General features: G+C 50.7%; 16 protein-coding genes and 1 pseudogene. All 17 read left to right on the top strand.

The annotated features are described in order from the left end of the window. Positions 1-322: 322 nt before the first annotated feature. Positions 323-2,443, top strand: coding sequence for a sulfatase (locus SH580_RS02725; protein WP_319833474.1), 2,121 nt, complete (start codon positions 323-325; stop codon positions 2,441-2,443). 18 nt (positions 2,444-2,461) lie between these two features. Further along, positions 2,462-4,636 (top strand): glycosyl hydrolase 115 family protein, encoded by a 2,175-nt coding sequence (locus SH580_RS02720; RefSeq protein WP_319833473.1) that lies wholly within the window; start codon positions 2,462-2,464, stop codon positions 4,634-4,636. A 12-nt stretch (positions 4,637-4,648) separates the two neighbouring features. Continuing rightward, positions 4,649-5,665: a TRAP transporter substrate-binding protein gene (locus SH580_RS02715; protein ID WP_319833472.1), complete on the top strand. Its 1,017-nt coding sequence runs from the start codon at positions 4,649-4,651 to the stop codon at positions 5,663-5,665. Beyond that, a complete protein-coding gene (locus SH580_RS02710; RefSeq protein WP_319833471.1) occupies positions 5,665-6,192 on the top strand; it encodes a TRAP transporter small permease in 528 nt (175 codons plus the stop codon). The genes SH580_RS02715 and SH580_RS02710 overlap by 1 nt, the downstream gene beginning before the upstream one ends. Then, positions 6,192-7,556: a TRAP transporter large permease gene (locus SH580_RS02705; protein WP_308986083.1), complete on the top strand. Its 1,365-nt coding sequence runs from the start codon at positions 6,192-6,194 to the stop codon at positions 7,554-7,556. Before SH580_RS02710 ends, SH580_RS02705 begins: the two co-directional genes overlap by 1 nt. 21 nt (positions 7,557-7,577) lie before the next feature. Next, positions 7,578-8,981: an alpha-L-fucosidase gene (locus tag SH580_RS02700; RefSeq protein ID WP_319833470.1), complete on the top strand. Its 1,404-nt coding sequence runs from the start codon at positions 7,578-7,580 to the stop codon at positions 8,979-8,981. Positions 8,982-9,085: 104 nt separating this feature from the next. Next, the gene (locus tag SH580_RS02695; RefSeq protein ID WP_319833469.1) at positions 9,086-10,603 is read left to right on the top strand and encodes a sulfatase family protein; all 1,518 of its coding nucleotides are present in this window, start codon (positions 9,086-9,088) and stop codon (positions 10,601-10,603) included. Next, positions 10,600-12,117: a sialate O-acetylesterase gene (locus SH580_RS02690; protein ID WP_319833468.1), complete on the top strand. Its 1,518-nt coding sequence runs from the start codon at positions 10,600-10,602 to the stop codon at positions 12,115-12,117. Before SH580_RS02695 ends, SH580_RS02690 begins: the two co-directional genes overlap by 4 nt. A gap of 231 nt (positions 12,118-12,348) precedes the next feature. Then, positions 12,349-13,686, top strand: coding sequence for an alpha-L-fucosidase (locus SH580_RS02685; protein WP_319833467.1), 1,338 nt, complete (start codon positions 12,349-12,351; stop codon positions 13,684-13,686). 10 nt (positions 13,687-13,696) lie between these two features. Then, entirely contained in the window at positions 13,697-15,079 is a 1,383-nt protein-coding gene (locus tag SH580_RS02680) for a glycoside hydrolase family 28 protein (RefSeq protein WP_319833466.1), read from the top strand. A gap of 32 nt (positions 15,080-15,111) precedes the next feature. Continuing rightward, positions 15,112-16,563 carry a glycoside hydrolase family 28 protein gene (locus SH580_RS02675; RefSeq protein WP_319833465.1) on the top strand — a complete coding sequence of 484 codons (1,452 nt, stop codon included), beginning with the start codon at positions 15,112-15,114 and terminating at the stop codon, positions 16,561-16,563. Positions 16,564-16,661: 98 nt separating this feature from the next. Next, positions 16,662-17,528, top strand: a pseudogene (locus SH580_RS21955) (family 43 glycosylhydrolase); the annotation flags it as partial. Between the two features lie 45 nt (positions 17,529-17,573). Further along, entirely contained in the window at positions 17,574-18,245 is a 672-nt protein-coding gene (locus tag SH580_RS21950) for a carbohydrate binding domain-containing protein (RefSeq protein ID WP_345786244.1), read from the top strand. Positions 18,246-18,381: 136 nt separating this feature from the next. Beyond that, positions 18,382-20,817 carry a glycosyl hydrolase family 95 catalytic domain-containing protein gene (locus tag SH580_RS02665; protein WP_319833463.1) on the top strand — a complete coding sequence of 812 codons (2,436 nt, stop codon included), beginning with the start codon at positions 18,382-18,384 and terminating at the stop codon, positions 20,815-20,817. A gap of 10 nt (positions 20,818-20,827) precedes the next feature. Beyond that, the gene (locus SH580_RS02660) at positions 20,828-22,147 is read left to right on the top strand and encodes a sulfatase family protein (protein WP_319833462.1); all 1,320 of its coding nucleotides are present in this window, start codon (positions 20,828-20,830) and stop codon (positions 22,145-22,147) included. Positions 22,148-22,264: 117 nt separating this feature from the next. Next, positions 22,265-23,107, top strand: coding sequence for a hypothetical protein (locus tag SH580_RS02655; protein WP_319833461.1), 843 nt, complete (start codon positions 22,265-22,267; stop codon positions 23,105-23,107). A 90-nt stretch (positions 23,108-23,197) separates the two neighbouring features. Then, on the top strand, positions 23,198-24,463 hold the full coding sequence (locus SH580_RS02650) for an alpha/beta hydrolase family protein (protein ID WP_319833460.1): 1,266 nt from the start codon (positions 23,198-23,200) through the stop codon (positions 24,461-24,463). The last annotated feature ends 29 nt before the right edge of the window (positions 24,464-24,492 follow it).

The following is a 24,492-nucleotide window of genomic DNA, read 5'->3' as shown; positions in this document are numbered from 1 at the left end:
GCGGAGATACAAATACTACTATAGATCCAGTGTGTAGTGGGTCTGTTTACATTGAAGCGCAAGCCTGCGACTTGCAAGCTCTTCTCTGTTTGTCGCGAGCCCGTAGGGAAAATAAATACTTGGTATTATCCAGCGAATGCGCGATTGTTGAGGAGCGGGTAATGGGGTAGTATCACTCTTTGGAATTATGCTATACCCCCGTAACAATCCCCAGTGTTTTTGTCTTTTTATTTTTTCGCTATGTGCTGCCCTGTGTGCAGATTTATACGCAGCGGAGGGACGGGCTGCAATTGGAGATAGCGAGCGGCCTAAACCGAATATTGTGCACATCTTAACTGATGATTTTGGTTGGCAGGATCCTGTCTGCATGGATGTGGATGGTGAGACTCCTTTTGAGACGCCTAATTTAGATAAGTTGGCGCAGCGGGGGCGTAAATTTATGCAGGCATATTCGCCATCGCCGACTTGTGCTCCTTCGCGGGCGGCCTATATCTCGGGACAATATCCAGCCCAAACGGGGATTTATCATGTGATGGGGGGCAAGTTGCCGCGGGCGTATTCACCCAATTTTACCTATATAAATCCATTCTATCGTTATCGCTTACCGCTGACGGAAATGACCATTCCCAAAGAGCTGAAACGGGCGGGTTATACGACGGGCCATGTCGGGAAATGGCATTTGGGTGGGCGTAGTAACGGGTATCCGTTTCCAGGTGACTATGGGTTTGATCTTGGCTATGTCGATGACTTGGGAAAAGGGGGCACTTACTATCCGGATCCGGATATTTGGGGCCCTAGGAATCAGCTGCGTAATCAGCACAACGGTTTGGCGAAAACGATGAAGCCTGACCGTATCACAGGCTGGGCGACTGAAGACCCCGATGATCCCTTTCAATTAGGTGACGATGGGCGGCCTTTTGACAAGACGCTCGATGTCGCGCTCAAGTGGCTCGAGAAGCATCACGCAGAGCCTTTTTTCCTGAATTACTGCACCTATTACGTGCATGGGCCGATCCAAACCCGGGACCGCGAACGTCTGGAGTATTATTGCAAGAAAATGGGCCTGGATTTTCCGACGGATCCGGGAACGATTAATGTGGGGCTGGGCGGCAAAACAGATCCGTATTATGCCACGATGGTGGATGAACTCGACTGGATGATTGGCGAGGTAATTAGCTATTTGGAAGATACGGAGGATCCCCGTAACCCCGGACACAAGCTCATTGATAATACCTATATCATCGTGAGTTCGGACAATGGGGGACTCGTGCGCCGCGCGGGGGGCACTGTCACTGATAATTTCCCGCTGCGTGAAGGGAAACAGGACATACATGAAGGGGGCGTGCGCATTCCATTCATTGTCAGTGGTCCTAATGTTCCCGAAGGCTCTGTTTGCGATACTCCGATTTCTTTAATCGATTTATATCCTACTTTTGTCGATCTGGTTGGATTGCCTGAGTCGGATAATCCAAAACTGGATGGATGTAATATTCGCCCATTATTTGAAGGCACAGACACAGTGGCTCGTTTTGCGGATGGCACCACACGTGAGAGCATCTATTTCTATTTTCCGATCGAATTGTCCTCTGGCGCTGCAATGCGCAAGGGCCCCTGGAAGGTGTATCGTAATCTTGGGCCGGGGAATAATAAAGACCCCATGGTTTCGCTCTATCGGCTGTATCATGAGGATGGCTCAATGGCGGATGTGGGGGAGGCGAATAACCTGGCCGATGCCATGCCGGAATTGACTCAAGAATTATTGAGTGAACTGGATGCCTTTCTGGATGCGGCTGGGGTGAGCTACCCTTATAAAAATCCGACGATTGAGAGCCACGAACATCAGGACAAAATCCCCGAAGTTCTCGCGCGCGGTGAAGACCGTGACCGTATCTGGGTCGAAGTTGAAACAGGCAAGGATACATCGAGCATTGTGGATGCTAAACTGCTTTACACAGTGAACGGCGGCGAGTTTGAGCTTTCACGCGGACGTCGTGAAATGTGGTTTGAAGCACCCGCTGAGATTACTGGCGGTCGTATTGAGGGGCGGGTGCCGCCGGGCACCTCTCATGCGGTTTTTTGCATGACCGACAGCGAGGGCTTTCTAGTGATGTCTGAGAAACTGCCGTCTTATCGGGAGGTGTCGTCCAGTCATGCCGATTCATCGTATCTCAAGCATGCCTATCCCTTCCGGCCAGGTCTCTATGCCTTGATCCAGTTGGGGCATGAAGCCTCGGCGGCGCTTAAACAGCTGCAAAAGCCTGCTCCGGATTTGTCCGAGGCCTTGGCTCAAGCGGAAGCATTGTATGCGGCAGGCGAGGGCACAGATGAACAATACTACGCCAGCATTCGTGGACTCAGAAAAGCCATCCGTGATCGGCACGGCGTCATTCCGCAGGCAGATAATTATTACCTAAACCTCTTCCGCCAAAGCGGAGCCTTTTAATCATTTGAGAATTATATCATGAAATGGATTCACTTTTTAATGTGCGTGCTGGTCACCACGAATCTGACTGCTAAATCGATGGATGGTCTGACCATCAACGGTGATACTCCGTGGGTGGTTACGGCGGCCGATTTCGAAAATCCTGCGATTCAAGAAGCCATCCGTGATGCGGAGCGCGATTGGTATAAGGTGTTTGGCTATCCGCCGGTGATTTTTAAGAATAACACACGCAGCAGTTGGACGGGGCCGGTCATCATTTTTGGTTCCGTGGAAAATACCAGCTCGCTGGTGGATGCTCAAGTTCCCGCGGGAGCGGAGCAACACGTGTTGCGCTTGGCTCAGGTGAAGAACAACCCGGGAATTGCTGCGATCGGTGGCGACACACGTGGCACGATCTTTGCCATCTATACTTTTTGCGAAGAGGTGCTCGGCATCGACCCCATGTATGTCTTTACCGATAGCATTCCTGAAAAACGCACTGAGGTGAGCTTTACTTCGGCGGATGAATATATTTCGAAGAAACCGACTTTTGAGAACCGCGGTTGGTTCATCAACGATGAAGAATTGCACGACGGAATGCACCGCGATCCGCTCGGCGGCAACGTGATCTCCATGGAGTGGATGGATAAAATTATCGAAACCTTGCTCCGCACCAAGGGAAACATGCTGATCCCTGAGTCGTCTTCGTATTCAGATGCCACGGTCTATGATCTTTGCAAACGCCGCGACGTCATTATCACCTTTCACCATATTTCTCCCTTGGGATTGAACATGATGGATTGGCCGAAGGGCCTGCCGTTTTCCTATGTCACCCACAAGGATATCCTGGAAGATGCCTGGCGGAAATCGGCGCAAGCATTGGCTGATAAGAAGGTGGCATGGATCGTCGGCTTTCGCGGCGAATCGGATGGGGCCTTCTGGCACAGCGATCCTGCTGCGCCAAAAGATGATCAGGGCCGCGCGGATGTGATTGCAGCTGCCATGCAGAAGCAGACGGAAATCGTGCGCGAGTTTGATCCCGATGCCACCATTGTGGCTGCGCTGTGGAATGAGCTGGGCCGCTTTTACAATGATGGGATCCTGCAAATACCAGACGGTGTCTGCAAGATGTTCGCCGATGATGGTCGTGGGTATATGCGCGACAAGGGCGATGGCTCCGATTTATCGCCAGGTGACGGGCTTTATTATCATGTCATGATGATGATGAATACGCAAAACCGCACCACGGAGGCCGTGCCGCCAGCCCGTATTTATAATGAATTGCGTCGTTATGTGGAGCGTGGTGCCACTAAGTATGCGATCATTAATGTGAGCGGTATTCGCCCCGCAGCGATGTCTGTGCAGGCGATCAATGATTTCCTTTGGGATGCAGAGCCTTATTTGAGTCAACCTGCCGATAAAGCGATGCACGCATACTTGCAGCAATGGTATGCGAAGCAGTTTTCACCTGAATTGGCAGCCGATTTAGCAGCCTTGCGCCTGCATTACTATGACATTCCTTACCTGCGTGAGAATATGCCTGATCCAACCCGTTGGAGAGGGGCCCGGGGGGAGCATCTGCTTCAATACCTGACTCAGGAAGTGCTGAAGAAATACAGCAGCGCCATCGAGAACGGCGAAGACATTCGCAATGTGTCGGGCTTTGCGAACCAAATGAAGCAGACCAAAGGACCCCTCACCGAGACCGCTGAATTCTTTCCCGCGCTCTGGCGTGAAACCAAGGCGCTGGAGTCGCGCATTCCTGTCGACCGCCGGAATTTTTACCAGGCGCACTTCACCTATCAGGTCGCGGTGCACATGTATGGCAGCCGTATGCTGGATCAAGTCGTTCAGGGCGTGGATGCATACCTCGTCGATCAGAACCCTCAAGTGTTTGCCAATCATCTAAAGCTCGCACTGGCCGAACTGGAAAAGATCCTGAGCGAAGCGCATAAAGCGGAATATGGGATTTGGGACACGATGTTCATGCATGTGCGCCTGATGGATATGTGGCGCACCCGTCTGATGTTAAAGGAGACGATTGCACGCATCGAAGGCCGCCCTTACACCTCGAAGTATCGCGGCATTATGAACGGTTCATTCTGGGGCTCGGCGCAAGACTATATGAACAATGCCGAAGGCGTATATCCCTATTTCTATAAACATACTGGCCGTGGACTCGATGTGTTAGAGAATGGCAGCTACCCCGAATAAGTCTCCCCGACTATGAATAAAACTTTATCGACCCTGATCGCAGGCATCTTCATCGGTGCTTTATTGGCCACGAGTGGCTTTGCGCTCTTTCTACGTGCTCAAAAGAGCGGTGGGGGAGTTGCGTCACAAACCGTGCTCAAGCTAGGGCACGGGCTTGATACGGCACATCCAGTGCATCAATCATTGGTCTTTATGAAGGAGCGATTGGAGGAGCTTTCCGGTGGTTCAGTCACGATCGATATCTATCCGAGTGCAGTTCTGGGAGCTGAAGTGCAGAGCATAGAACAACTTCAGAACGGCTCGCTTGCCATGACTTGTCAGTCTGTCGCGGCACTGGAAAACTTCATCCCATCGATGGCTGCATTCAGCCTGCCTTATGTCTTTCGCGATTCCGAGCATTACTGGCAAGTGCTGAACGGTGAAATCGGTCATGAGCTGATGGAAAAGGGCGAGGCCAAATATCTACGCGGACTCTGCTATTATGATGCCGGCAGTCGTAATTTTTACACCAAGGATAAGCCCATCCGCACTCCGGATGACTTAACCGGAATGAAGATCCGGGTCATGAACAGTGCCACCGCCATTGATATGGTCAAAGCGCTGGGAGGCTCGCCGACACCGATTGCATGGGGCGAGCTCTACTCCGCGCTGGCTCAAGGCACCGTCGATGGTGCGGAGAACAACGTCCCAAGTTTCTACTCCAACAAGCACTATGAAGTGTGTAAGCATTTCTCACTCGATGGGCATACCCGTATTCCCGATATGCTGCTGATGAGTTCAAAGGTCTGGAAGCAACTTTCGCCGCAGGTGCAGGGATGGGTGCAGCAGGTGGCGCAAGAGTCCTCGGACTATCAACGCGAACTCTGGAATCAGAAAACCAAGCTGGCGATGGAGCAGGCGGCTGCTGAAGGCGTGCATATTTACGAAGTCGATACCGCACTTTTTCAGGCAAAAGTGCAGCCGATGCTCAACGCAGTCGAACACCCGGATGTGCGCATGCTACTTCAACAAATTTCCCAAGTGAACTAATGCGACAAGCTCTATTAAAATTTAAGCAGTGGATGACTACTGCGCTCAACGGGCTGCTGATCCTGGCGGTTGCGCTACTGGTCCTGGACGTCGTCTGGGGGGTGTTTACACGCTACGTGATGGGCGAGCAGGCCAACTGGACTGAGGAGCTGGCTCGATTCCTGTTGGTTTGGGTGTCCCTGCTGGGCGGTGCGGTGGCCTTCGGGCAGAAGAGTCACCTCGGAGTGGATTATTTCGTGGAAAAGTTACATCCCGAAATACGAAAATTGATGGCAGTGGTCGCACATTTATTGGTGCTGTTTTTTGCGGTCTCGATCTTTTTGATCGGTGGCTGGCAGGTCGTCTCCGACGCCTTGATTTTGGAGCAAACCACTCCGGCCTTAGGCATCAAGATGGGCCATGTCTATCTGGCATTGCCGATCGCGGGGGTGTTTATGGCCTTGTTCACGCTAGAGAATATTATCGAAGTTCTGGGTGCGCCTACGGCTTATCGGAACCAGGTAAGTGCTGAAGGAGGGGCTGAGTAATGGGCACAACTGCATTGATCTTAATTGCGATCTTCCTGCTACTCTTGGCCATGAACGTGCCAATCGCTGTGTCGATTGCACTGGCGACCTTTGTGGCGATTCTCGCCGAGGGCGCCGATCCGACCATTGTGGTGGCCGCTAATATGGTGAACGGCGTGAATAGCTTCGCGCTATTGGCCATCCCCTTTTTCATTCTTTCGGGGCACCTGATGGGGCGCGGCGGCATGGCGCGGCGACTCATTGATTTTGCCGCTACCTTGGTTGGCTTTTTGCCCGGTGGCTTAGCTTATGTCAATACGCTCACCTGCATGCTCTTTGGCTCTATTTCGGGCTCGGCCGCGGCTGCGGTCTCATCGGTCGGCGGCTTCATGATTCCCGAGATGAATCGCAAGGGTTACAACCGCGAGTTCAATGTATCCGTCACCACCACAGCCGCGACGACCGGGCTGCTGATTCCGCCGAGTAACATCATGATTGTTTACTCAGTCGCCGCGGGCTCAGTGTCGATTGCAGCCATGTTCATGGCGGGGATTCTACCGGGAATTATTTCAGGCCTTTTCATCATGCTCGTCTGTGGTGCGTTTGCTTACACTAAAAAGTATCCACGAGAGCCGCGTTCAACGATCCGGCAGATGTTGATCGGTTTTAAGCGCGCCTTTCTCAGCCTCTTTCTGATTGTTGTGGTGATCGGTGGCATTCTCGCGGGCATCTTTACCGCGACGGAAGCCGCCGCGATCGCTGTCGTCTATGCCTTCCTTTTGACGGTGCTCTACTACCGCGAAATCAAGCTCAGAGAACTTCCGGAGTTGCTGCTACAGACAGGTATTACCACCGCGGTCGTCATGTTATTGATTGGGGCCAGTTCCGGGATGAGCTGGATTATGACCATGGCAAACATCCCGCAGACTGTGAGTGCGGTTCTGCTCGGGCTCTCGGATAATCCAATCTTAATTTTGCTGACCATAAATCTGCTGCTGCTCTGCGTGGGCACTTTTATGGATATGACGCCGGCGGTGCTGATCTTTACTCCGATCTTTCTGCCAGTCGTCTCGGCGCTTGGTATGCATGAGGTGCACTTCGGTATCATGATGATTGCCAACCTCTGTATCGGACTGTGCACGCCGCCAGTCGGCACCTGCCTCTTTATCGGCTGCGGAGTGGGGCAGACCACAATTGCAAAAGTCACCAAAACCATGCTGCCGTTCTTTGCCTCAATGATTGTCGCACTCTTAGTCATCACCTATGTGCCCGCAGTTTCCTTGTGGCTGCCAGTAGAGACCAAGCAATTAAAAGCAACTGATGTTGAGAATGCTCACTTTATGAATGCGCCTCAGGATACAGAGGAATTAACGAGCCAACCTTAACTTATTTATAATTCATAACTAATGATGATATTGCCCCAACAACTTCGCCGTAGAGTCTACCTTTTTCTATTGGTTGGCTTTGCGATGATCGGCCTCAGCTCGACGGCTAGTGCCCAGGGCTACAGCAAGCCGAAGATGGCGGGCGAGCTGCGAAATCTGCCCGAGCGGGAAGCAGAATTTATGGATTGGGGGCTCGGGCTCTTTGTGCACTGGGCGCATGACTCGCAGTTGGGCTCGGTGATTAGTCACCACATGGACATGGCCTCCGATAAGCATCTGGAGCGCGTGATTCACGAACTGCCCCAGACCTTTAACCCGAAACGCTATGATCCGGACGAGTGGATGCAGCTCGCCAAGCTCGCTGGGGTGAAATACATGGTGCTCACAACGAAGCACCACAGCGGTTTTTGCCTGTGGGACTCGGCGGTCACAGACTTTGATATTGCAAATACGCCGTATCAAAAGGACATCGTGAAAGCCTATGTCGATGCCTGTCGCCGCTATGGAATCAAGGTCGGTTTTTACTATTCTCCCGAAGATTTTGCATGGAATTATCGGGAGGGCTATCCTGCTCGCGGTGGGAAGATGCCCAGTGAGAAACGCAAAGAGCTGATCGAATTCACCAAAGTTCAAATTAAAGAACTACTCACCAACTATGGCCCGATCGATGCCTTGTTCCTTGACGGCGGGCATAAGGCAGAGCTTGCGGAGTATTGTCACGAACTGGATCCGAACGTGCTCGTCACGCGTGGGGAGATGGTGACGCCGGAGCAACGACTGCCCAAGGATCCGATCCCCGGACCATGGGAGACCTGCTTCACGCTTGGCAATCAATGGCAGTATAAACCGACCAATGACAATTTAAAGTCGGGCAGCACACTGATTAACATGCTGGTCGAAACGCGGGCCAAAGGCGGCAATCTGTTGATTAATGTGGGGCCCAAACCAGACGGAACGATTCCGATTGAGCAAGAGGAGCGTTTTCGTGAGCTAGCTCTGTGGATGTTTGTGAACGATGAAGCGATTCATAACATTCGTCCGTGTGTGGTCGCTGGTAGTAAGGACGCGTATTATACGCAATCTAAGGACGGAAAATACACCTACGCGATCATCACTCAATTTACGGAAGCACAACCCGATCCCAACAATCGGATTTGGCCACGTTCGACACGTAAGCAATTTGTGCTGCCTGATTTGATCGCCAATGCAGAGACCAAGGTCACTATTCTCGGTCAGGATCATCGCCAAGAGCGCTACAGCGACAGGATCGATTTGACGATTCACTTCGAGAACAGCGCGGAGGGCCTCAGTATGGACGTGCCACGGCAGCAACGCCTGTATAACTGGCGGAACTGGCCAAACGCGATTGTCCTACGTTTTGAGAATGTCGACTTTATACAGGATGTATCCAGCTCCACACCTTAGAGCTGCGTCAGCAGGCATGTATGCACCAAGAAATATCATAAAGACCCAGAGGAATTGATGAATATTCCACTTATTCGAACTAGAATAACTGTATCATTAAAACGGTGAAACAATTCTATATTGCAGTTCTATTGCTTTGCTTCGGCACGATAGCTCAAGGGGCAACCCGGCCGAACATCGTTTACATTCTTGCCGATGATCTTGGTTACGGTGACGTGCAGTGTATGAACCCGGAGCGAAGTCAGATTCCGACACCACACATGGATCAATTGGCGGCAGACGGTATGATCTTTACCGATGTGCATAGCAGTTCTTCAGTGTGCACGCCCACGCGTTACGGTATTTTGACTGGGCGTTACAATTGGCGCACTCGCTTGCAGAAGCATGTGTTGTATGGTTTTAGCGCACCCTTGCTTGCGGATGATCGCTTGACCGTTGCGGAATTATTGAAAGCACAGGGCTATCATACAGCTGCCATCGGGAAGTGGCACCTCGGGCTTGGAATTCCAACGACCAATGATAAAGTCGCGAGCGGCAACGGTAATAATGTCGACTGGCAGGGGGTGATTACCGACGGACCGGTGGATCATGGCTTTGACTATTTTTATGGAATCTCAGCCTCACTGGATATGCCGCCGTATATTTATATTGAAAACAATCGCTTCGTGGGGGAGTGCACTACAGTAAAGCAATTTCATCGGCCGGGGCCAGCAGAGGCGGACTTTGAAGCAGTGAATGTATTGCCAGATATTGCTCAAAAATCGGTTCAATATATTCAGCAGCAAACTGTGACGGAGCCCTTCTTTATGTATATCGCATTGACTTCACCGCATACGCCGATCCTTCCTGCCGAGGACTGGCAGGGACGTAGCCAGCTCGGGGCCTACGCTGATTTTGTGATGCAGACGGATGCTGTCATAGGGCAAATTACCGAGGCGATTGATCAGGCAGGATTGGGGCAAAATACGATTGTTATCGTCACCAGTGATAATGGGTGTTCCGCAAATCGAGCCAATTACCGAGCGCTTGAAAAGGCCGGGCATTTTGTCAGTGCCCAATTTCGAGGGTCCAAGGCAGATCTTTGGGATGGGGGCCATCGTGTGCCATTTATCGTGCGTTGGCCAGCAGTTGTGTCAGCAGGGGCTAAGAGTGATGAATTGCTTTGTTTGACGGATTTGATGGCGACTGCCGCCGAGCTGTCGGGAGCGACGATCCCAGCAGGGGCGGGCGAAGATAGTATCAGTTTTCTGCCTGCCTTGACTGGACGATCGATTGTGTCGACGCGTGCCGGTGTGGTGCATCACTCTATCGACGGTTACTTTGCATATCGTGCCGGTAAGTGGAAATTACTGTTAGCCAGGGGCTCCGGAGGGTGGACTGCCCCAAAGGAAGCACAGGCGATTCAGGCAGGTGCTCCAATGGCGCAGCTTTATGACATGGAGCGTGATCCCGGCGAAACGATCAATCTATATAATTCCCATCCGGAAATTGCCAACCGTTTGCTTCAACAACTAGAGTCTGATGTTGCACGCGGTCGTAGCACGGCAGGAGTTCGTATGAATAACGATGTGGATATAGTGCTTTGGAAAGAAAGGGCCTTAGCCCGAATGAACAATCAATGAAAAAAATTATACAAATCCTATTCATCGCTCTGCTTGCGGTCAGTGCCGCTAATGCGCAGAAGCATCTTTTTATCCTGTCAGGGCAGTCCAATATGGCGCGGCTTGATCCTGCGATTTCATTCACTCCGGCGGTGGAGGCTGCTTTGGGCAAAGATAATGTCATTGTAGTGAAGCACGCTCAGGGTGGACTGCCGATTCGCCGGTGGTATAAAAATTGGAAGCCAGCGCAAGGGGATGAACCGAAAGCTACGGGGGATCTTTACGACCAGTTAATGACGATGGTCAAAGAGGCGACGGAGGGGCAGGAGCTTGCCAGCATCACCTTCGTCTGGATGCAAGGGGAGCGCGATGCCCGCGAGCAATACGGGTCTGTCTATGCCGCGAGTTTGCAGGGCTTGATTGAGCAATTGTCAGGGGACTTAGGCCGTGACGATATCAATGTCGTGATAGGTCGTCTCAGCGATTTTGACCTGAAAGGTGAGAAGTATCCGGATTGGATGCTGGTGCGCGATGCGCAAGCTGCTGTCGTCAAAGCGAACCCACGTGCGGCTTTGGTTGATACGGACAGTTTGAACGATGGGTTGAACGCTCGAGGTGAAGTTATCGTGAATGACCTGCATTACTCCGTTGAAGGCTATGAAACCTTAGGGACAGAGTTTGCCAATAAATCGATTGAATTGATTGAAGCGAACGCGCCAGATTCAGCCAGGAAGGCCGATGCCGTTGAGGATCCTATTGTCGGCACTCATGAAGTGCTTCGTCTCTGGCCAGACGATACGGGCGATTATTCGGCGATTCAACCCCGCTTGGATATTACACGACGCGGCAAAATTCGCTATGAGAATGTCAAAGATGCCAATCTGGTCGTGTATCTCGCGGAGAGTCATGCGCCCACGCCGGCGGTGGTTTATAGCCCTGGGGGGAGCTATAAACACCTGACACCGCGGCCAGAGATTATTGAATGGTTAAATGCCCAAGGGATCTCGGTTTTTATGCTGCGTTACACTGTTCCAGGCGATCGTGAAGCCGCCTTTAAAGATGTGCAACGTGCGATGCGCTTAGTGCGCCACAATGCAAAGCGTTGGAACGTGGATCCGGACCAACTGGGTGTGGTGGGTTCTTCTGCGGGCGGTCACTTGGTGGCTCGTTTGAGTCAGCACTATGCTACACCTGCGTATGTAGCTGTGGATGCCGCCGATCGCGAAAGTTGTGAACCCCAGTTCGTCGTGATCTTTTCCGGAGCCTATTTCTACAAAGGTCAAGGGGCACAGCAGGAGCCTGTATTGGTCGAAGAGTTTCCCATGACGGCCGATATCGCGCCGACTTTTCTCGTTTATGCCAAGGATGACCATAGCTTTTATCCCGGTGGGATTGCCTATGAGCAAGGGCTGAAGGCCGCAGGTGTTTCCACTTACCTCATCGTTTCAGAAACAGGCGGACATGGGCTGAAGGATGTCAATTGGATGCCGGAGTGTCGCGTGTGGTTGGAAGGCCTCGGGCTGAGTTTAAAATAGTATTTTGGAGTGCAAGTCTGACGGGGGTGTTAGATCTCTAAATTTTAGTTAGGCTGATGGGGTAGTTCTTTACGCAGATGAGCGAAAACCTCGTTCATGCGTAATTATCAGCATTTATCGAGCAAACGCGCGATGGTGGTCAATGGCTGTCGGTGTTAGTATGATGGGATACTCTGCTTACCCTCTCTTCACCGATACTGTTGTTTGTTTTGGATACAGTTGGATACCTCGATGAAAAAAATACTAATTAAACTGCTCGCGTTGGCTGCTATCCTCGGGACGACGGCGAACGATGCCCTTGCTTTGCAAGTGTATAGTCGTGGGCCCTTGCTCAATGACCCACAGCGCGAAGAAGCTTTCATGGACTGGGGGCTGGGTATGTTTGTGCATTGGTCATTGGATTCGCAATTAGGCTCGGTGATCAGCCATTCGATGGTGGGGGCCTCGGATGATTATGTGAATCGCTATGTCAATGAGCTGCCGAAGACCTTTAATCCGAGAAATTACGATCCAGATGCATGGATGGAAATCGCCAAGCTTGCGGGGGTGAAATACATGGTTTTCACGACGAAGCATCACAATGGCTTTTGCATGTGGGATACCAAGACCACTGATTTTAATATTATGAACACCCCATATGCGCAGGATATTGTCCGGGCCTATGTGGACGCTTGCCGCCGCCACGGTATCAAAGTCGGTTTCTATTTTTCGCCAGAGGATTTTATTTTCCAGTATAATAATGGTTTGGATATTCGTCGTTCGGCGGGCCGTATGAGCGATGGTCTGACTGAGTTGGGCGATTATAACAAGCAGCAGTTGGATGAGTTATTTACGAACTACGGTGACATTGATGTGGTGTTCTTCGACGGAAGAGGGATGGAAGAACTCACGCAGTATATTCATCAGTTGCAACCGGAGTGTTTAGTGACTCGTGGTGAGATGGAGACGCCAGAGCAAAAGCTGCCTAAAGAGCCACTGCCCGGGCCGTGGGAATCATGCTTTACCTTAGGGAATCAATGGCAGTTTAAACCAACCAACGAGAATTATAAATCTGGTGGGCAACTGATCAATATGTTGATCGAAACGCGTGCCAAGGGGGGCAATTTATTGATCAACGTCGGACCGGATCCCTTGGGGGTGATTCCCTTTGAGCAGGATCGCCGATTCCGGGAGTTGGCGCTTTGGATGTTTATCAATGGTGAATCGATTCATGATGTCCGTCCCTGTGAGATTATTGGCGATGACGGCATTTATTATACACAGTCAAAGGACGGGAGCTCGGTTTACGCCTTTATGACTCAATTTTCAAATGGGAAAAATCGGTGGAAATACGGCGAACGTAAGCATATCCTGTTGAAAGATTTGAGAGCAACCTCGACGACGGAAATATCCGTTTTGGGGCAGAATAGCCAGTTCCTGGAGTATCAGCCGGACGCAGAACCGCAGTCTACTTTCCAGCAAACCGAAAACGGTTTGGAGGTCTCAGTAATGCGTGCGCAGCGGATCTATAATAATCGCTCCTGGCCGAACACGGTGGTCGTAAAACTTAACAACGTAGAATTTAAATAAACAAAATATCATGATGAAAAAACTAATAGTATCATTGTTGCTACTGGCAGCCGGGCTTGCGACTGGTTGCGCTACCAGAACAACGTCGATTTATAATGTGAAGGACTACGGAGCCATCGGTGATGGTGTCGCGTTAAACACGAAGGCCTTGCAAGCCACGATCGATGCCTGTGCTGACACTGGAGGAGGTGTTGTGCTCGTTCCCGCCGGACAATACGTAACTGGAACGATTAAATTAAAGAGTAATATCGAGCTGCGCCTAGAGCCCGAGGCCGAGCTGCTTGGTAGTTTATCGCTCGATGATTACGCGCGCGATATTCAGGGCGCGATTGAAGCCCCTGCATTTGATGAATGCCTCGTCTATGCTGAAAATGCTAAGAATATTCGTATCACTGGCGGTGGCACTATTAACGGCCGTGGTCACCGAGAAAATTTCCCGGTCGGTGAACGCACTGCCTATCATGATCGTCCTATGTTGATTCGTTTTGTCGATTGCGTCGGGGTGCATTTTGAGGATGTGACATTTAAAAATGCGGCCTCATGGTGCACTCACTTGGTCGATTGCGACAACATCGTCGCACGTAATGTCACGATCGATAGCGTCGTTAACCGTAATAATGATGGCTTCGACTTGGATGGTTGTAAGAATGTTCTCATTGAAGACTGCGACATTCGCACCGGAGATGATAGTATTTGCCCAAAGAGCACGACAACACGAGTCGTTGAAAATGTAGTCGTTCGCAACACCCGTGCCATCAGTCATACTTCTGCTTTCAAACTCGGCACTTCATCGCGTGGTGGCTTTAAGAATATCCTGGTGACCGATTGTGATTTCTCCGGAACTCGTATGGGAGCCATTAAGCTCCTCGCTGTAGATGGTGGATTCATTGAAGATGTTAGAATTTCCAACATCGTGATGGATGATGTGGAAGGACCTATCTTCATTCGATTGGCGAACCGTGGGCGCACCTACGAAAAGCCAACCGAACAGATTCAGGCGAAAGATGTGGAGCCGGAAGGCGCACCTGTCGGCTACATTAAGGGGATCCATATCAGCGATATCAAGGCGACCGTGAGCGGTGACAAATTGGATCGCCAAGGCATGATGATTTCCGGAATTCCCGGCCACATGATTGAGGATGTGTTATTGGAAAATATCGAGATCAGCTATCCCGGTGGTGGCACTGCCGAGCAGGCTCAAGTTGAAGTGGCTGAGGACATTGCTCGCTATCCGGAGCAGTTTTTCTTTGGAGTGTTACCATCCTGGGGCCTCTACATCCGTCATGCCAAGAACGTCGAGTTTAAGAACGTGAATATGAGCACCCGCGCTCCGGATGCGCGGCAAAAGTTTGTTCAGGTCAATGTCGAAAACTTCGTGAGCGACGAACTGTAAGTCAGATTAATCCATCCATTGCTGCCCCGATTGTGAAAACATTATACTTCATTTTTTATGTGCTACTTGCTGGCTTCTCTGCTTCGTCGGCGGCGGTATATAACGTCAAGGATTTCGGGGCAGTGGGGGATGGTATCGCGATGGAAACAGAGGCACTGCAAGCTGCGATCGATGCTTGCAGTGCTGCTGGCGGCGGCACAGTTTGGCTGCCACCCGGCGACTACCAGACGGGGACGCTTCACCTGAAAAGTGACATCGTCCTGTCATTGGACTATGGGGCTTCCATTCTGGGAAGCCAGGACCTGGCGGATTACCCGGTCGGCAAACTACGCGAAGCCCGGGAGGGCGGGCCTCACTGTTTGTTATATGCAGAAGACGCTTCTAATATCACGATCGAGGGGCTTGGTGTCATTGATGGCCGCGGAACACACCTGGCTTTTCCACGGGCAAAGGACGGGAGCCTGAAGAATGGACGCCTGCCACGTCCCCGCCTGATGCGGTTCGAGAATTGTAAATACCTGAAGTTTTCTGGTGTCACCTACAAGAATCCCGCTTTCTGGGGCTTGCACCTAGTGGATTGTAAAGAGGTGCATTTCAATGGTGTGACGCTGCGGATGCGGAACAACAATTATAATAACGACGGTCTGGATCTCGATGGTTGTGAAAATGTGCTGATCGAAAATTCTGACATAATCGCCGGTGATGACGCCATCTGCTTGAAGAGTAGTTTGAACCCATGCCGCAATATTACGATTCGCAACTGTTCGGTCTCCAGCAATACGGCAGCTTTGAAATTTGGCACCTCTTCGCGTGGCGGATTTATCGACGTGAATGTGAGCAATTGTTATTTTTACGATAGCCCGATGGGCGCGATCAAATTGCAAGTGGTGGACGGCGGTATTCTGGAAAATGTAGATATTTCGCGGATAGTGATGAAGAACGTTGGCAATCCGATCTTTCTCCGGTTGGGGAATCGTGGACGGGATTTTACCAAGGATAATAACAGCGATCGAGGACAGGGCGCCGATGTCGAACCGGAAGGTGTGCCGGTGGGACAATTTAGAAATGTTCGGATTCGCGATGTGTATGCAGAGGTCACGATCGAGGATCGCGCCAAAACCATCGCAGCTCCCTATAAGAACCTGAAGTTGAATCGGACGCCTGGCATTACGGACGAAGAAAAGTCCAAAGCCGGACCGATTATGATTACCGGTATTCCCGAGCACTTGATTGAAAATGTGCACTTGGAAAATATCGAAATTTCATACCCCGGTCACGGTAGCGAACAGGATGCGCAGCGTGAAGTGGCTGAAGATATTGCGCGCTATCCGGAGCAATTCTTCTTTGGCGTGCTGCCCGCATGGGGGGCCTACATCCGTCACGCTAAAAATGTAGAATTTAAGAATGTGACAATGACGACCCGTTCGCCCGATGCACGGGAGAAAATCGTGATGGTCGATGTCGAAGGAGTCCAACTGCACTAAGCCAGTCGGGTTTTGAATTATGTTAGTTCAGATCGATTGAATGTATGAAATATACAAAACATATACTTGTTTTGCTGCTGGCGGGCGTGGGCAGCTTGATGGCAGATCCGCCGCGGCGTTCCAATCCGATCGTGAGTCATATGTTTACGGCGGATCCATCTGCCCATGTTTGGAAAGATGGGCGACTTTACGTGTATCCTTCCACTGATACATCACCGCCGGCGGGCTATGCCACGATGGACGGGTATCATGTGTTTTCCACGGATGATTTGATTACATGGGTGGATCATGGCGAAATTCTTCATTCGGATGATGTCCCGTGGGGACGCGAGCGGGGCGGCTATATGTGGGCTCCTGACTGTGCGTATAAAGATGGCACCTATTACTTCTACTTTCCGCATCCCAGCGGCAATGATCATCGTAAAACCTGGAAGATCGGGGTCGCCACCAGTCAAGACCCAGCTTCAGGCTTTGAGGTGCAGGGTTATATCGAAGGGCTGACTCCGCAGATTGATCCATGTGTATTCATCGATGATGACGGACAGGCCTACCTCTACCATGGCGGCCCGGCTCCTGTCTACGCTGGTAAGCTCAAGGATAATATGATGGAAATTGAAGGGGCGATGCTTGCGCAGGAAGGACTGCACGACTTACGCGAAGGTCCCTATGTCTTTAAGCGGAATGCGATTTATTATTTAATCTACCCGGACAATTCGAGCGGTGGACATCGAATGAATTATGCCATGAGTGAGCACCCTTTGGGCCCTTGGGAGAGTAAAGGCGTCCTGTTGGATAAAACCAGTGTATTAACGACTCACGGTTCTTGCGTAGAATACAAAGGTCAGTGGTATTTGTTTTACCACAGTGGGGCTCTGTCGGGCGGAATCGAACATAACCGGTCTATTTGTTTCGATCCGATTTACTTTAACGAGGATGGGACCATCCGGAAGGTGGAACAATCGCGAGGTGTTCCGTTGCCTACCTTTCATCGGGATATCCATTTCAACCGGATGCTGGGGACGCTTGATCTTGGCGCTTATACCACGGCAGGTTTAGCTAAACAGGGGATCGAGAATGATGCGATTTCATCACTTGAAGTCGCTCCCGGCACCGTGGTGGAGTGTTTTGAAGAAGACAATTTCTTAGGCAATGTCTGGCGCTTTGAAAATGACTGTATCGATTTGAGTGTTCTTGGCTGCGACAATGCTATTTCCTCTATAAAAGTCACACGCAGCGGCCCATCAGATAATTTGGTCATCAATGGCTCTTTTGAACAAGGCGTGGAACAGACCATATCCTGGTGGCAAGGACGGCATATTAGTCATTTAAATCGCAGCCTAGAGGATCCTGCTGACGGTTATTATGCTCTGTGGTATCAGGCAGATAAAGCGATGCGACCGCTTACACAAAGTATCGCTCTGGAGCCACATAAACGCTACCATTTGAGTGCTTGGATGAAACTAAGCCCAGATTCAGAGGGGCAAGTGATCGTAGATGCTTTGGAGCCTTTTAATGAGAACTGTAAGCTGGCATTGAGCGCCGACGCGCGGGGCGGCGAATGGGTTCAGCTAAGCACCTATTTTAATAGCGGGGAGAATCGGAAAATCACTCTGCAAATCAGCACATCAAAAGACTTCAGCGGCAGGTGTTTTTGGGACCAGCTGGTCCTTGCTGAAGAGTGATCAATCCACGTGTAATCTTAAATAATATAAACCAGCGCCGGGCTTGTAGCTCTGCTTAAGCGCATTGTTGATTGAGGACATTGCGAGTCAGGAAAAATCTATGCTAAAAAAGACAATAACTTCAGGCCTAATTATAATGGCTATGATCACTTCGGTGAGTGCCGCTTCATCTGGACGTGGCATGAGCATGATCCAGCCGGCTGAACAGTGGCGTGAGGCGCTGCCCTCAGGCAATGGGACGATTGGTGCCTTGGTTTATGGATCCGTGCATCAGGAGCGTGTTTTGTTTAATCACAATAAGCTGTGGTATCAGGGGCGCGTGGGCGAATTGCCCGATGTCTCGGCCGAGCTGCCAGTGGTCAGACAGTTGCTGTTGGAGGGGAAATATCGCGAAGCGAATGAGCACTACCGCAGTCAGCTGAAGGATGTGGGCTTCAATCTGACAAATGCGCGTTACCATCCGGCCTTTGACATGGATCTCATCACGGAGACCAATCAGATGTTTGAAGAATATCTGCGCACTGTAGACTTTGAGACCGGTGAAGTGGAGGTGACATGGCGGGATGGTGAGACTCGCTTCTCTCGAAAACTGTTTGTATCGATTCCCGATGATGTTTCGGTGATGTCGATTACCGCGGATCAAGCGGGTGCTGTGGATGGGAGCGTGACGCTGAATATCCATGATCTGAAAGATGCGATTGATCAGCAGGGCAAAGATTTTGATCCGGGCTTCACTTACCAGACGCAGGTGTCGGGTGAATTTGTCGAATTTCGTGCAGATGGCTCCGACGGCGGTGAGTTTGGTGGGGTTTTGCGTGTATTGACGCGAGAGGGAAGCACGGAAGTGGATGGTCAAAAGATCCGCTTCGCCGGCGCGGATGAGGTCGTTTTGATCGTTGCACTCTTTGCTAATGAGCCCGCGAGCGCTGCGGTGTCACGTTTAAAGAGACAGTTGGCGGCCCTTGAGGGGGATTACGATACCTTGTTTGCGCGTCATGCGCCCTTACACCGTGAGAAGTTTGATGTGATGGAGGTCAACCTGAACCCAGCCGGGCCACAGGACACTCCGAATGAATACCTGCTGCTGGATGCGTATCAGAATCCGGCATCGCCTGAGTTGGTGCAGAAACTCTTCGACTATGGGCGCTATTTGTTGATTTCCAGCAGTCGATCGGGCGGGTATCCTGCCAACCTGCAAGGCATTTGGAACGGGGACTACCGGCCACCATGGAGTGCTTTTCTCGGAAATAATGAGAACCTGCAGATGGCGTATTGGCAGGCTTTACCGGGTAATTTGAAGGAATCGATGATGGGCTTTTTTGATTACTTTGATGCGCACCTGGATGAGTTTCGCCACAATGCACAGCAGCTTTACGGCTGTCGGGGGATTTTTATTCCACCGTTCATGTCGCCGGAGTCAGGGGTGTTACGGCATACTGGCCCCCACGTGATTTATTGGACGGATGCCGCGGGTTGGTTGGCTTCGTTTTACTATGATTATTATCTTTTCACTGGGGATGAGCAGTTCCTGCGAGAGCGTGCGATTCCGTTTATGAAGGAGGTCGCCTTGTTCTATGAGGATTACATCGTCAAAGATGAGCAGGGTAAAAACATGTTTCTGCCGGCACAGTCTCCTGAGAATCAGCCTGCAGATAAAATGATCGAAGATCCGAAAACCGGGCACGTTTATAAGATCAAGGTTCAGATCAATTCCACCATCGCGGTCGCGGTTGCCAAGGAAGTTTTCCATAACCTGGTCGAAGCATGTGAACATCTGAATGTGGAAGCGGCCGGTGTGCAGCGTTGGAAAGAAATGCTCGCAGATATGCCCGAGTATCAAGTGAACGAAGATGGCGCCATCCGTGAATGGATGCATCCTGATTTCGATGATAATTATGAGCACCGGCATCAGTCGCACATCTACCCCTTATTCCCGGGCACTGAAGTGACTGAAGAGACTAATCCGGAAATTTACGAAGCCTGCCGTGTGGCGATTGAGAAGCGCCTGGTGATCGGACTCCAGTCCCAGACCGGTTGGTCGCTGGCTCACATGGCGAATGTCTATGCTCGCTTGGGCGATGGAGCGGGCGCTTTGGAAGCGCTCAATATTCTGGCGCGCAGTTGCCTGGGCCAAAACTTGTTTACCTATCATAATGACTGGCGCAAGATGGGCGTGACGCTCGATCATAAGTATGGACGCTCTGCGCCCTTTCAGATGGATGCCAACTTTGGGATACCAGCGGCGGTGATGGAGATGCTGTGCGGTTCGACTTCTGATATGTTGCGTATTTTGCCAGCCGTGCCTGAAGCGTGGGGCGAGGGCTCCTTTCGCGATATGTTGACACGCTCAGGTGTGCGCACATCCGCCAATTGGAATCTGCAGGATCAGACGATTGAACTAGAGTTGAACGCGGTGCGTGATGCGCTCTTCGATCTGAAATTCCCCGCGGAGCTCGCGGAGTTAAACTCCAGCCAACCCGAGGCCGTTTCCGAGTCCAAGTATGGCAGTCGCTATCGCACGGTGAAGTTGGCTCAGGGAGATAGTCTGAAGTTAAATATTCAACTCAAATAATTGGCTAGCGATGCGTTTAATCATTCAGAAAATATTTGTCGTAGCCGCTTTGTTCAGCGCGTTTAGTCTGCAGGCTGCAGAGCGTCCCAATATTGTGCTGATCATGGCCGATGATGTCGCCTATGATAACAATTTTGGGGCCTATGGTGCGCGCGAGTCATGGACGCCACGGCTGGATCAACTGGCGGACGAAGGCATTACCTTTGAGCATGCGTATTCGACTCCCAAATGCACGCCCAGCCGTGTGAAGATTATGACTGGGCGCAGTGGTATTCGTAATTACGAAGCATTTGGAGTCCTACCGTCGACAGAAACTACCTTTGCGCACATGCTGCAGCGAGCCGGGTATGCCACTCATGCTGCAGGGAAGTGGCAACTTGACGGCAAGGGTGGCACGCCGACCAGCGAGGCTGGCTTTGATTCGTGGATCCTGTGGAATACGCAATTTGGCCATGGCTCCCGCTATTGGAAACCTAATTTTGATGTGAATGGGGAACATGTCACCTTTGCTGATGATGACTACGGTCCCGATCTGTGCGTCGAATCCATTTTAGATTTCGTAGATCAGAATAGGGAAGGCCCGTTCTTTGTGTATTATCCGATGCTGCTGGTTCACGGTCCGTTTAAGCCCACACCTGATAGCGTCAATCGCGAGAATACGAACCAGCAGGAGAACTTCAAAGACATGATCCAATACATGGATAAGTGTGTTGGGCGAGTGGTCGATGGGCTGAAGCAAGCGGGAGTGGCCGACAATACGATCGTGCTTTTCTGCACCGACAATGGCACCAATCGAGTGCTTCAGTATGAATCATTCGGGGAAACCGTGTCTGGTAAGAAAGGCGTGCCTCATGACCGTGGCACACACTCTCCATTGATTGTTTGGAACCCGAAATATATCGCGGCTGGTGCACGGTCTAGCGATATGATCGATTTTTCCGATGTCTTGCCGACGCTCGCCGAAATTGCTGGCGCGGATCTGCCCGAAGTTCAGCTCGATGGGCGTAGTTTTTGGCCGCAGTGCATCGGGGAAGCTGGCGCGCGCGCGCCCCGTGACTGGATCTTTCAATATTATTGGCCAAAGTCCTGGAGCTGGATTCCTGATGAACTCGGCAATGAAGAACTCATCGGGGTGCAGAATCAGCATTATAAGCTATATGGAAACGGACTCTTTTATGATATCGCTAAAGATCGCGAAGAACTCAGTCCGATTCCATTGAATCAACTCACGGCTGAACAACAGCAGACTTACGAAGCGCTCAAGAAAGCCATCGCCTCTATGCCGGAGACCAATGCTGCGTATCAGAGAAAGATCATGAATGGACGCTGATTACGGCATGTCGCGCGAATTCGCGATAGCCTAATTGTGCATTATTCTGTATTCTAAATAAGTAAATTGGAAACAATTCTACTCTAACCTCACCTTCATTAAAATCAAAACCCCATTATGAAAAAAGAAATTCTATTCATAACATCATTTACACTACTTAGTGCTTCAGTTGTGACTGCGGCTGATATTGCACATGGCTCTTCTTTACGTCTCTCAGACCAGCAAAACTTAGCTGGTTCTGTGATTATTGATCTCACTGCTGGCAGTGCCAGTGCGAGTGGCACTAATGTGAATAGCTCCACTGTCGGTCCGATTACACTAGGAGATGGTACGGTATCGGAGTATAAATTTTTTAATGGAATTGGTGTGACGACAACTGCTTCTGGCTCTGCGAATGTGTATGCCTCTGCTGGCTCTTCAATTTCCACTCCGACCTTCCCTGCAGATACAGTGTCTTCATCTACTCTTGCTCAGGTTGATTTAACGCTACCTGATGGCACCACAAACTTTGACACAAATACTGGCATTCGTGCGTCAGATCTTTCCGGAACTATTAATACCGCTGGATACAATTCTGGGACTATTTATTTCATTTTCGCGACTGCGGCTGATTATGCACAGGTTCAGCTTGGTGATTCAAATCAGGAGGTAGTTGGTGGTTTTCTTGGAGCGGAAGACACGGGAGACGCCTTTGATACTACAGGCACTTCCTATGATTTTTCTGGGACATCGCTTGGAGCGAGCGGGACGGCAATCACCTCGTTTACTTTTGATAATGTTGGTGACAGTTTTGCGGATGCGACGTTCGACTTTCGCTTTATCAACACCGATTTAGATGGTTCTCGTGCACGAGCATTTGGTATTATTGTTGATGGGGTCGCGATTCCGGAGTCTTCCAGCTATTCACTTATTGCAAGTGCATTTGCTCTAGGTGCTGTATTACTGCGCCGCCGTAAATAGTTATTAGCAAAAGTCTCATTTACCTGTAAGGGCGCTGGGTTTCCCCAGCGCCCTTTTTCGTTCTGAACGTATTGTCATTATAAATCTAAAATGAAAAGAATCGTGATACTTTGCTTCGGGCTTTTTTTGATGACTTGCTCCGTTAATTCGAAAGATCGCTTGGTTAAGCTTGATGAGGAGCTAAGTTTAATCGAGACAAGACAAATTGATTTTGAGGCGCAGCGCACTAAAGTAGCTGCCCTAGCTGATTTATCCAGCGCTCCAGAGATGTATCGAGCTGAAGGCTTTGATTCGACAGACCCATTAGCCGCAATATATTATGACGCCTTGGATTGGAAGGGAAAGCCCACTAAGGTGTTTGCATGGATTGGTATGCCTGAGAATGTGACCGAAGATGTGCCTGCGATGGTATTAGTGCATGGTGGTGGTGGTGGTGGTGGTGGCACTGCCTTTAAGGACTGGGTCAAAGAGTGGACAATGCGGGGCTATGCTACGATCAGTATTGCAGTTGAAGGGCAGACGGACCAACGTCGCGATAAGCGATGGGAACGACACGAATGGGCTGGGCCAGCGAGAAATGGAATTTATCGTGACTCAGATGAGCCCTTGGAGAACCAATGGATGTATCATGCCGTGGCGGATACGATTTTAGCGAATTCATTGATTCGTTCAGTGAAAGGTGTAGACCCCGAACGTGTTGGTTTGATGGGGATTTCCTGGGGTGGGGTGATCACTAGCACGGTGATTGGTATCGACAATCGTTTTGCCTTTGCCATCCCGACCTATGGATGCGGTGACTTGGCGGAAGCTGCGAATCAGTATGGTCGGGCCTTGATTGAAAACGAAACGTATCATGAGGTTTGGGATCCGATGTTGCACATGCACAAAGTTGCTATGCCGACACTATGGCTATCTTGGCCGGAGGACCAACATTTCCCCATGAATCATTTTGCTGCGTGTTATGGCAGGGTCTCTGGTGAGCACATGGTGGCGCTTGTGCCTGAGATGGGGCATGGTCATCGGGCGCCGCAAAGGCGATCGGAGGGCTATGCCTTTGCGGAGAGTGTAGTTGGTGGAGTCGGTCCGTGGTGTGTGGAAATAGAGGCATCCTTGCAAGCAGACCTCGTGAAGGTGACCTTTAGCTCTACGAAAACACTGGACAGTGCAGTATTGGTTTCGACTACCGATACGGGGGGTACCGGGCAGCGCTCGTGGGTAGAATCGAGTGCTTCGATTTCGAAGTCAGATACGAAGTGGACAGTGACTGCTACTTTGCCGAGGGGAAGCACTGCGTGGTTTATTAATGTAAAGAGTCATGATCTAATCGCCAGTTCGAATTATCAGCAGATTAAATAATTCTGACTCGTTCGTTCGTGCGCGTAAAT

This window comes from Coraliomargarita algicola (assembly GCF_033878955.1).
Taxonomy (GTDB): Bacteria; Verrucomicrobiota; Verrucomicrobiia; order Opitutales; family Coraliomargaritaceae; genus Thalassobacterium; species Thalassobacterium algicola.
Note: the sequence above shows the minus strand (reverse complement) of the source record. Positions and strands in the feature narration are given on the sequence as shown.

What these genes read in the sequence shown, in the direction of transcription:
- SH580_RS02720 (WP_319833473.1), top strand. Translation starts at nt 2,462, where the DNA reads ATGAAATGGATTCACTTTTTAATGTGCGTGCTGGTCACCACGAATCTG.
- SH580_RS02715 (WP_319833472.1), top strand. Translation starts at nt 4,649, where the DNA reads ATGAATAAAACTTTATCGACCCTGATCGCAGGCATCTTCATCGGTGCT.
- SH580_RS02710 (WP_319833471.1), top strand. Translation starts at nt 5,665, where the DNA reads ATGCGACAAGCTCTATTAAAATTTAAGCAGTGGATGACTACTGCGCTC.
- SH580_RS02705 (WP_308986083.1), top strand. Translation starts at nt 6,192, where the DNA reads ATGGGCACAACTGCATTGATCTTAATTGCGATCTTCCTGCTACTCTTG.
- SH580_RS02700 (WP_319833470.1), top strand. Translation starts at nt 7,578, where the DNA reads ATGATGATATTGCCCCAACAACTTCGCCGTAGAGTCTACCTTTTTCTA.
- SH580_RS02690 (WP_319833468.1), top strand. Translation starts at nt 10,600, where the DNA reads ATGAAAAAAATTATACAAATCCTATTCATCGCTCTGCTTGCGGTCAGT.
- SH580_RS02685 (WP_319833467.1), top strand. Translation starts at nt 12,349, where the DNA reads ATGAAAAAAATACTAATTAAACTGCTCGCGTTGGCTGCTATCCTCGGG.
- SH580_RS02680 (WP_319833466.1), top strand. Translation starts at nt 13,697, where the DNA reads ATGATGAAAAAACTAATAGTATCATTGTTGCTACTGGCAGCCGGGCTT.
- SH580_RS21950 (WP_345786244.1), top strand. Translation starts at nt 17,574, where the DNA reads ATGCTGGGGACGCTTGATCTTGGCGCTTATACCACGGCAGGTTTAGCT.
- SH580_RS02665 (WP_319833463.1), top strand. Translation starts at nt 18,382, where the DNA reads ATGGCTATGATCACTTCGGTGAGTGCCGCTTCATCTGGACGTGGCATG.
- SH580_RS02660 (WP_319833462.1), top strand. Translation starts at nt 20,828, where the DNA reads ATGCGTTTAATCATTCAGAAAATATTTGTCGTAGCCGCTTTGTTCAGC.
- SH580_RS02655 (WP_319833461.1), top strand. Translation starts at nt 22,265, where the DNA reads ATGAAAAAAGAAATTCTATTCATAACATCATTTACACTACTTAGTGCT.
- SH580_RS02650 (WP_319833460.1), top strand. Translation starts at nt 23,198, where the DNA reads ATGAAAAGAATCGTGATACTTTGCTTCGGGCTTTTTTTGATGACTTGC.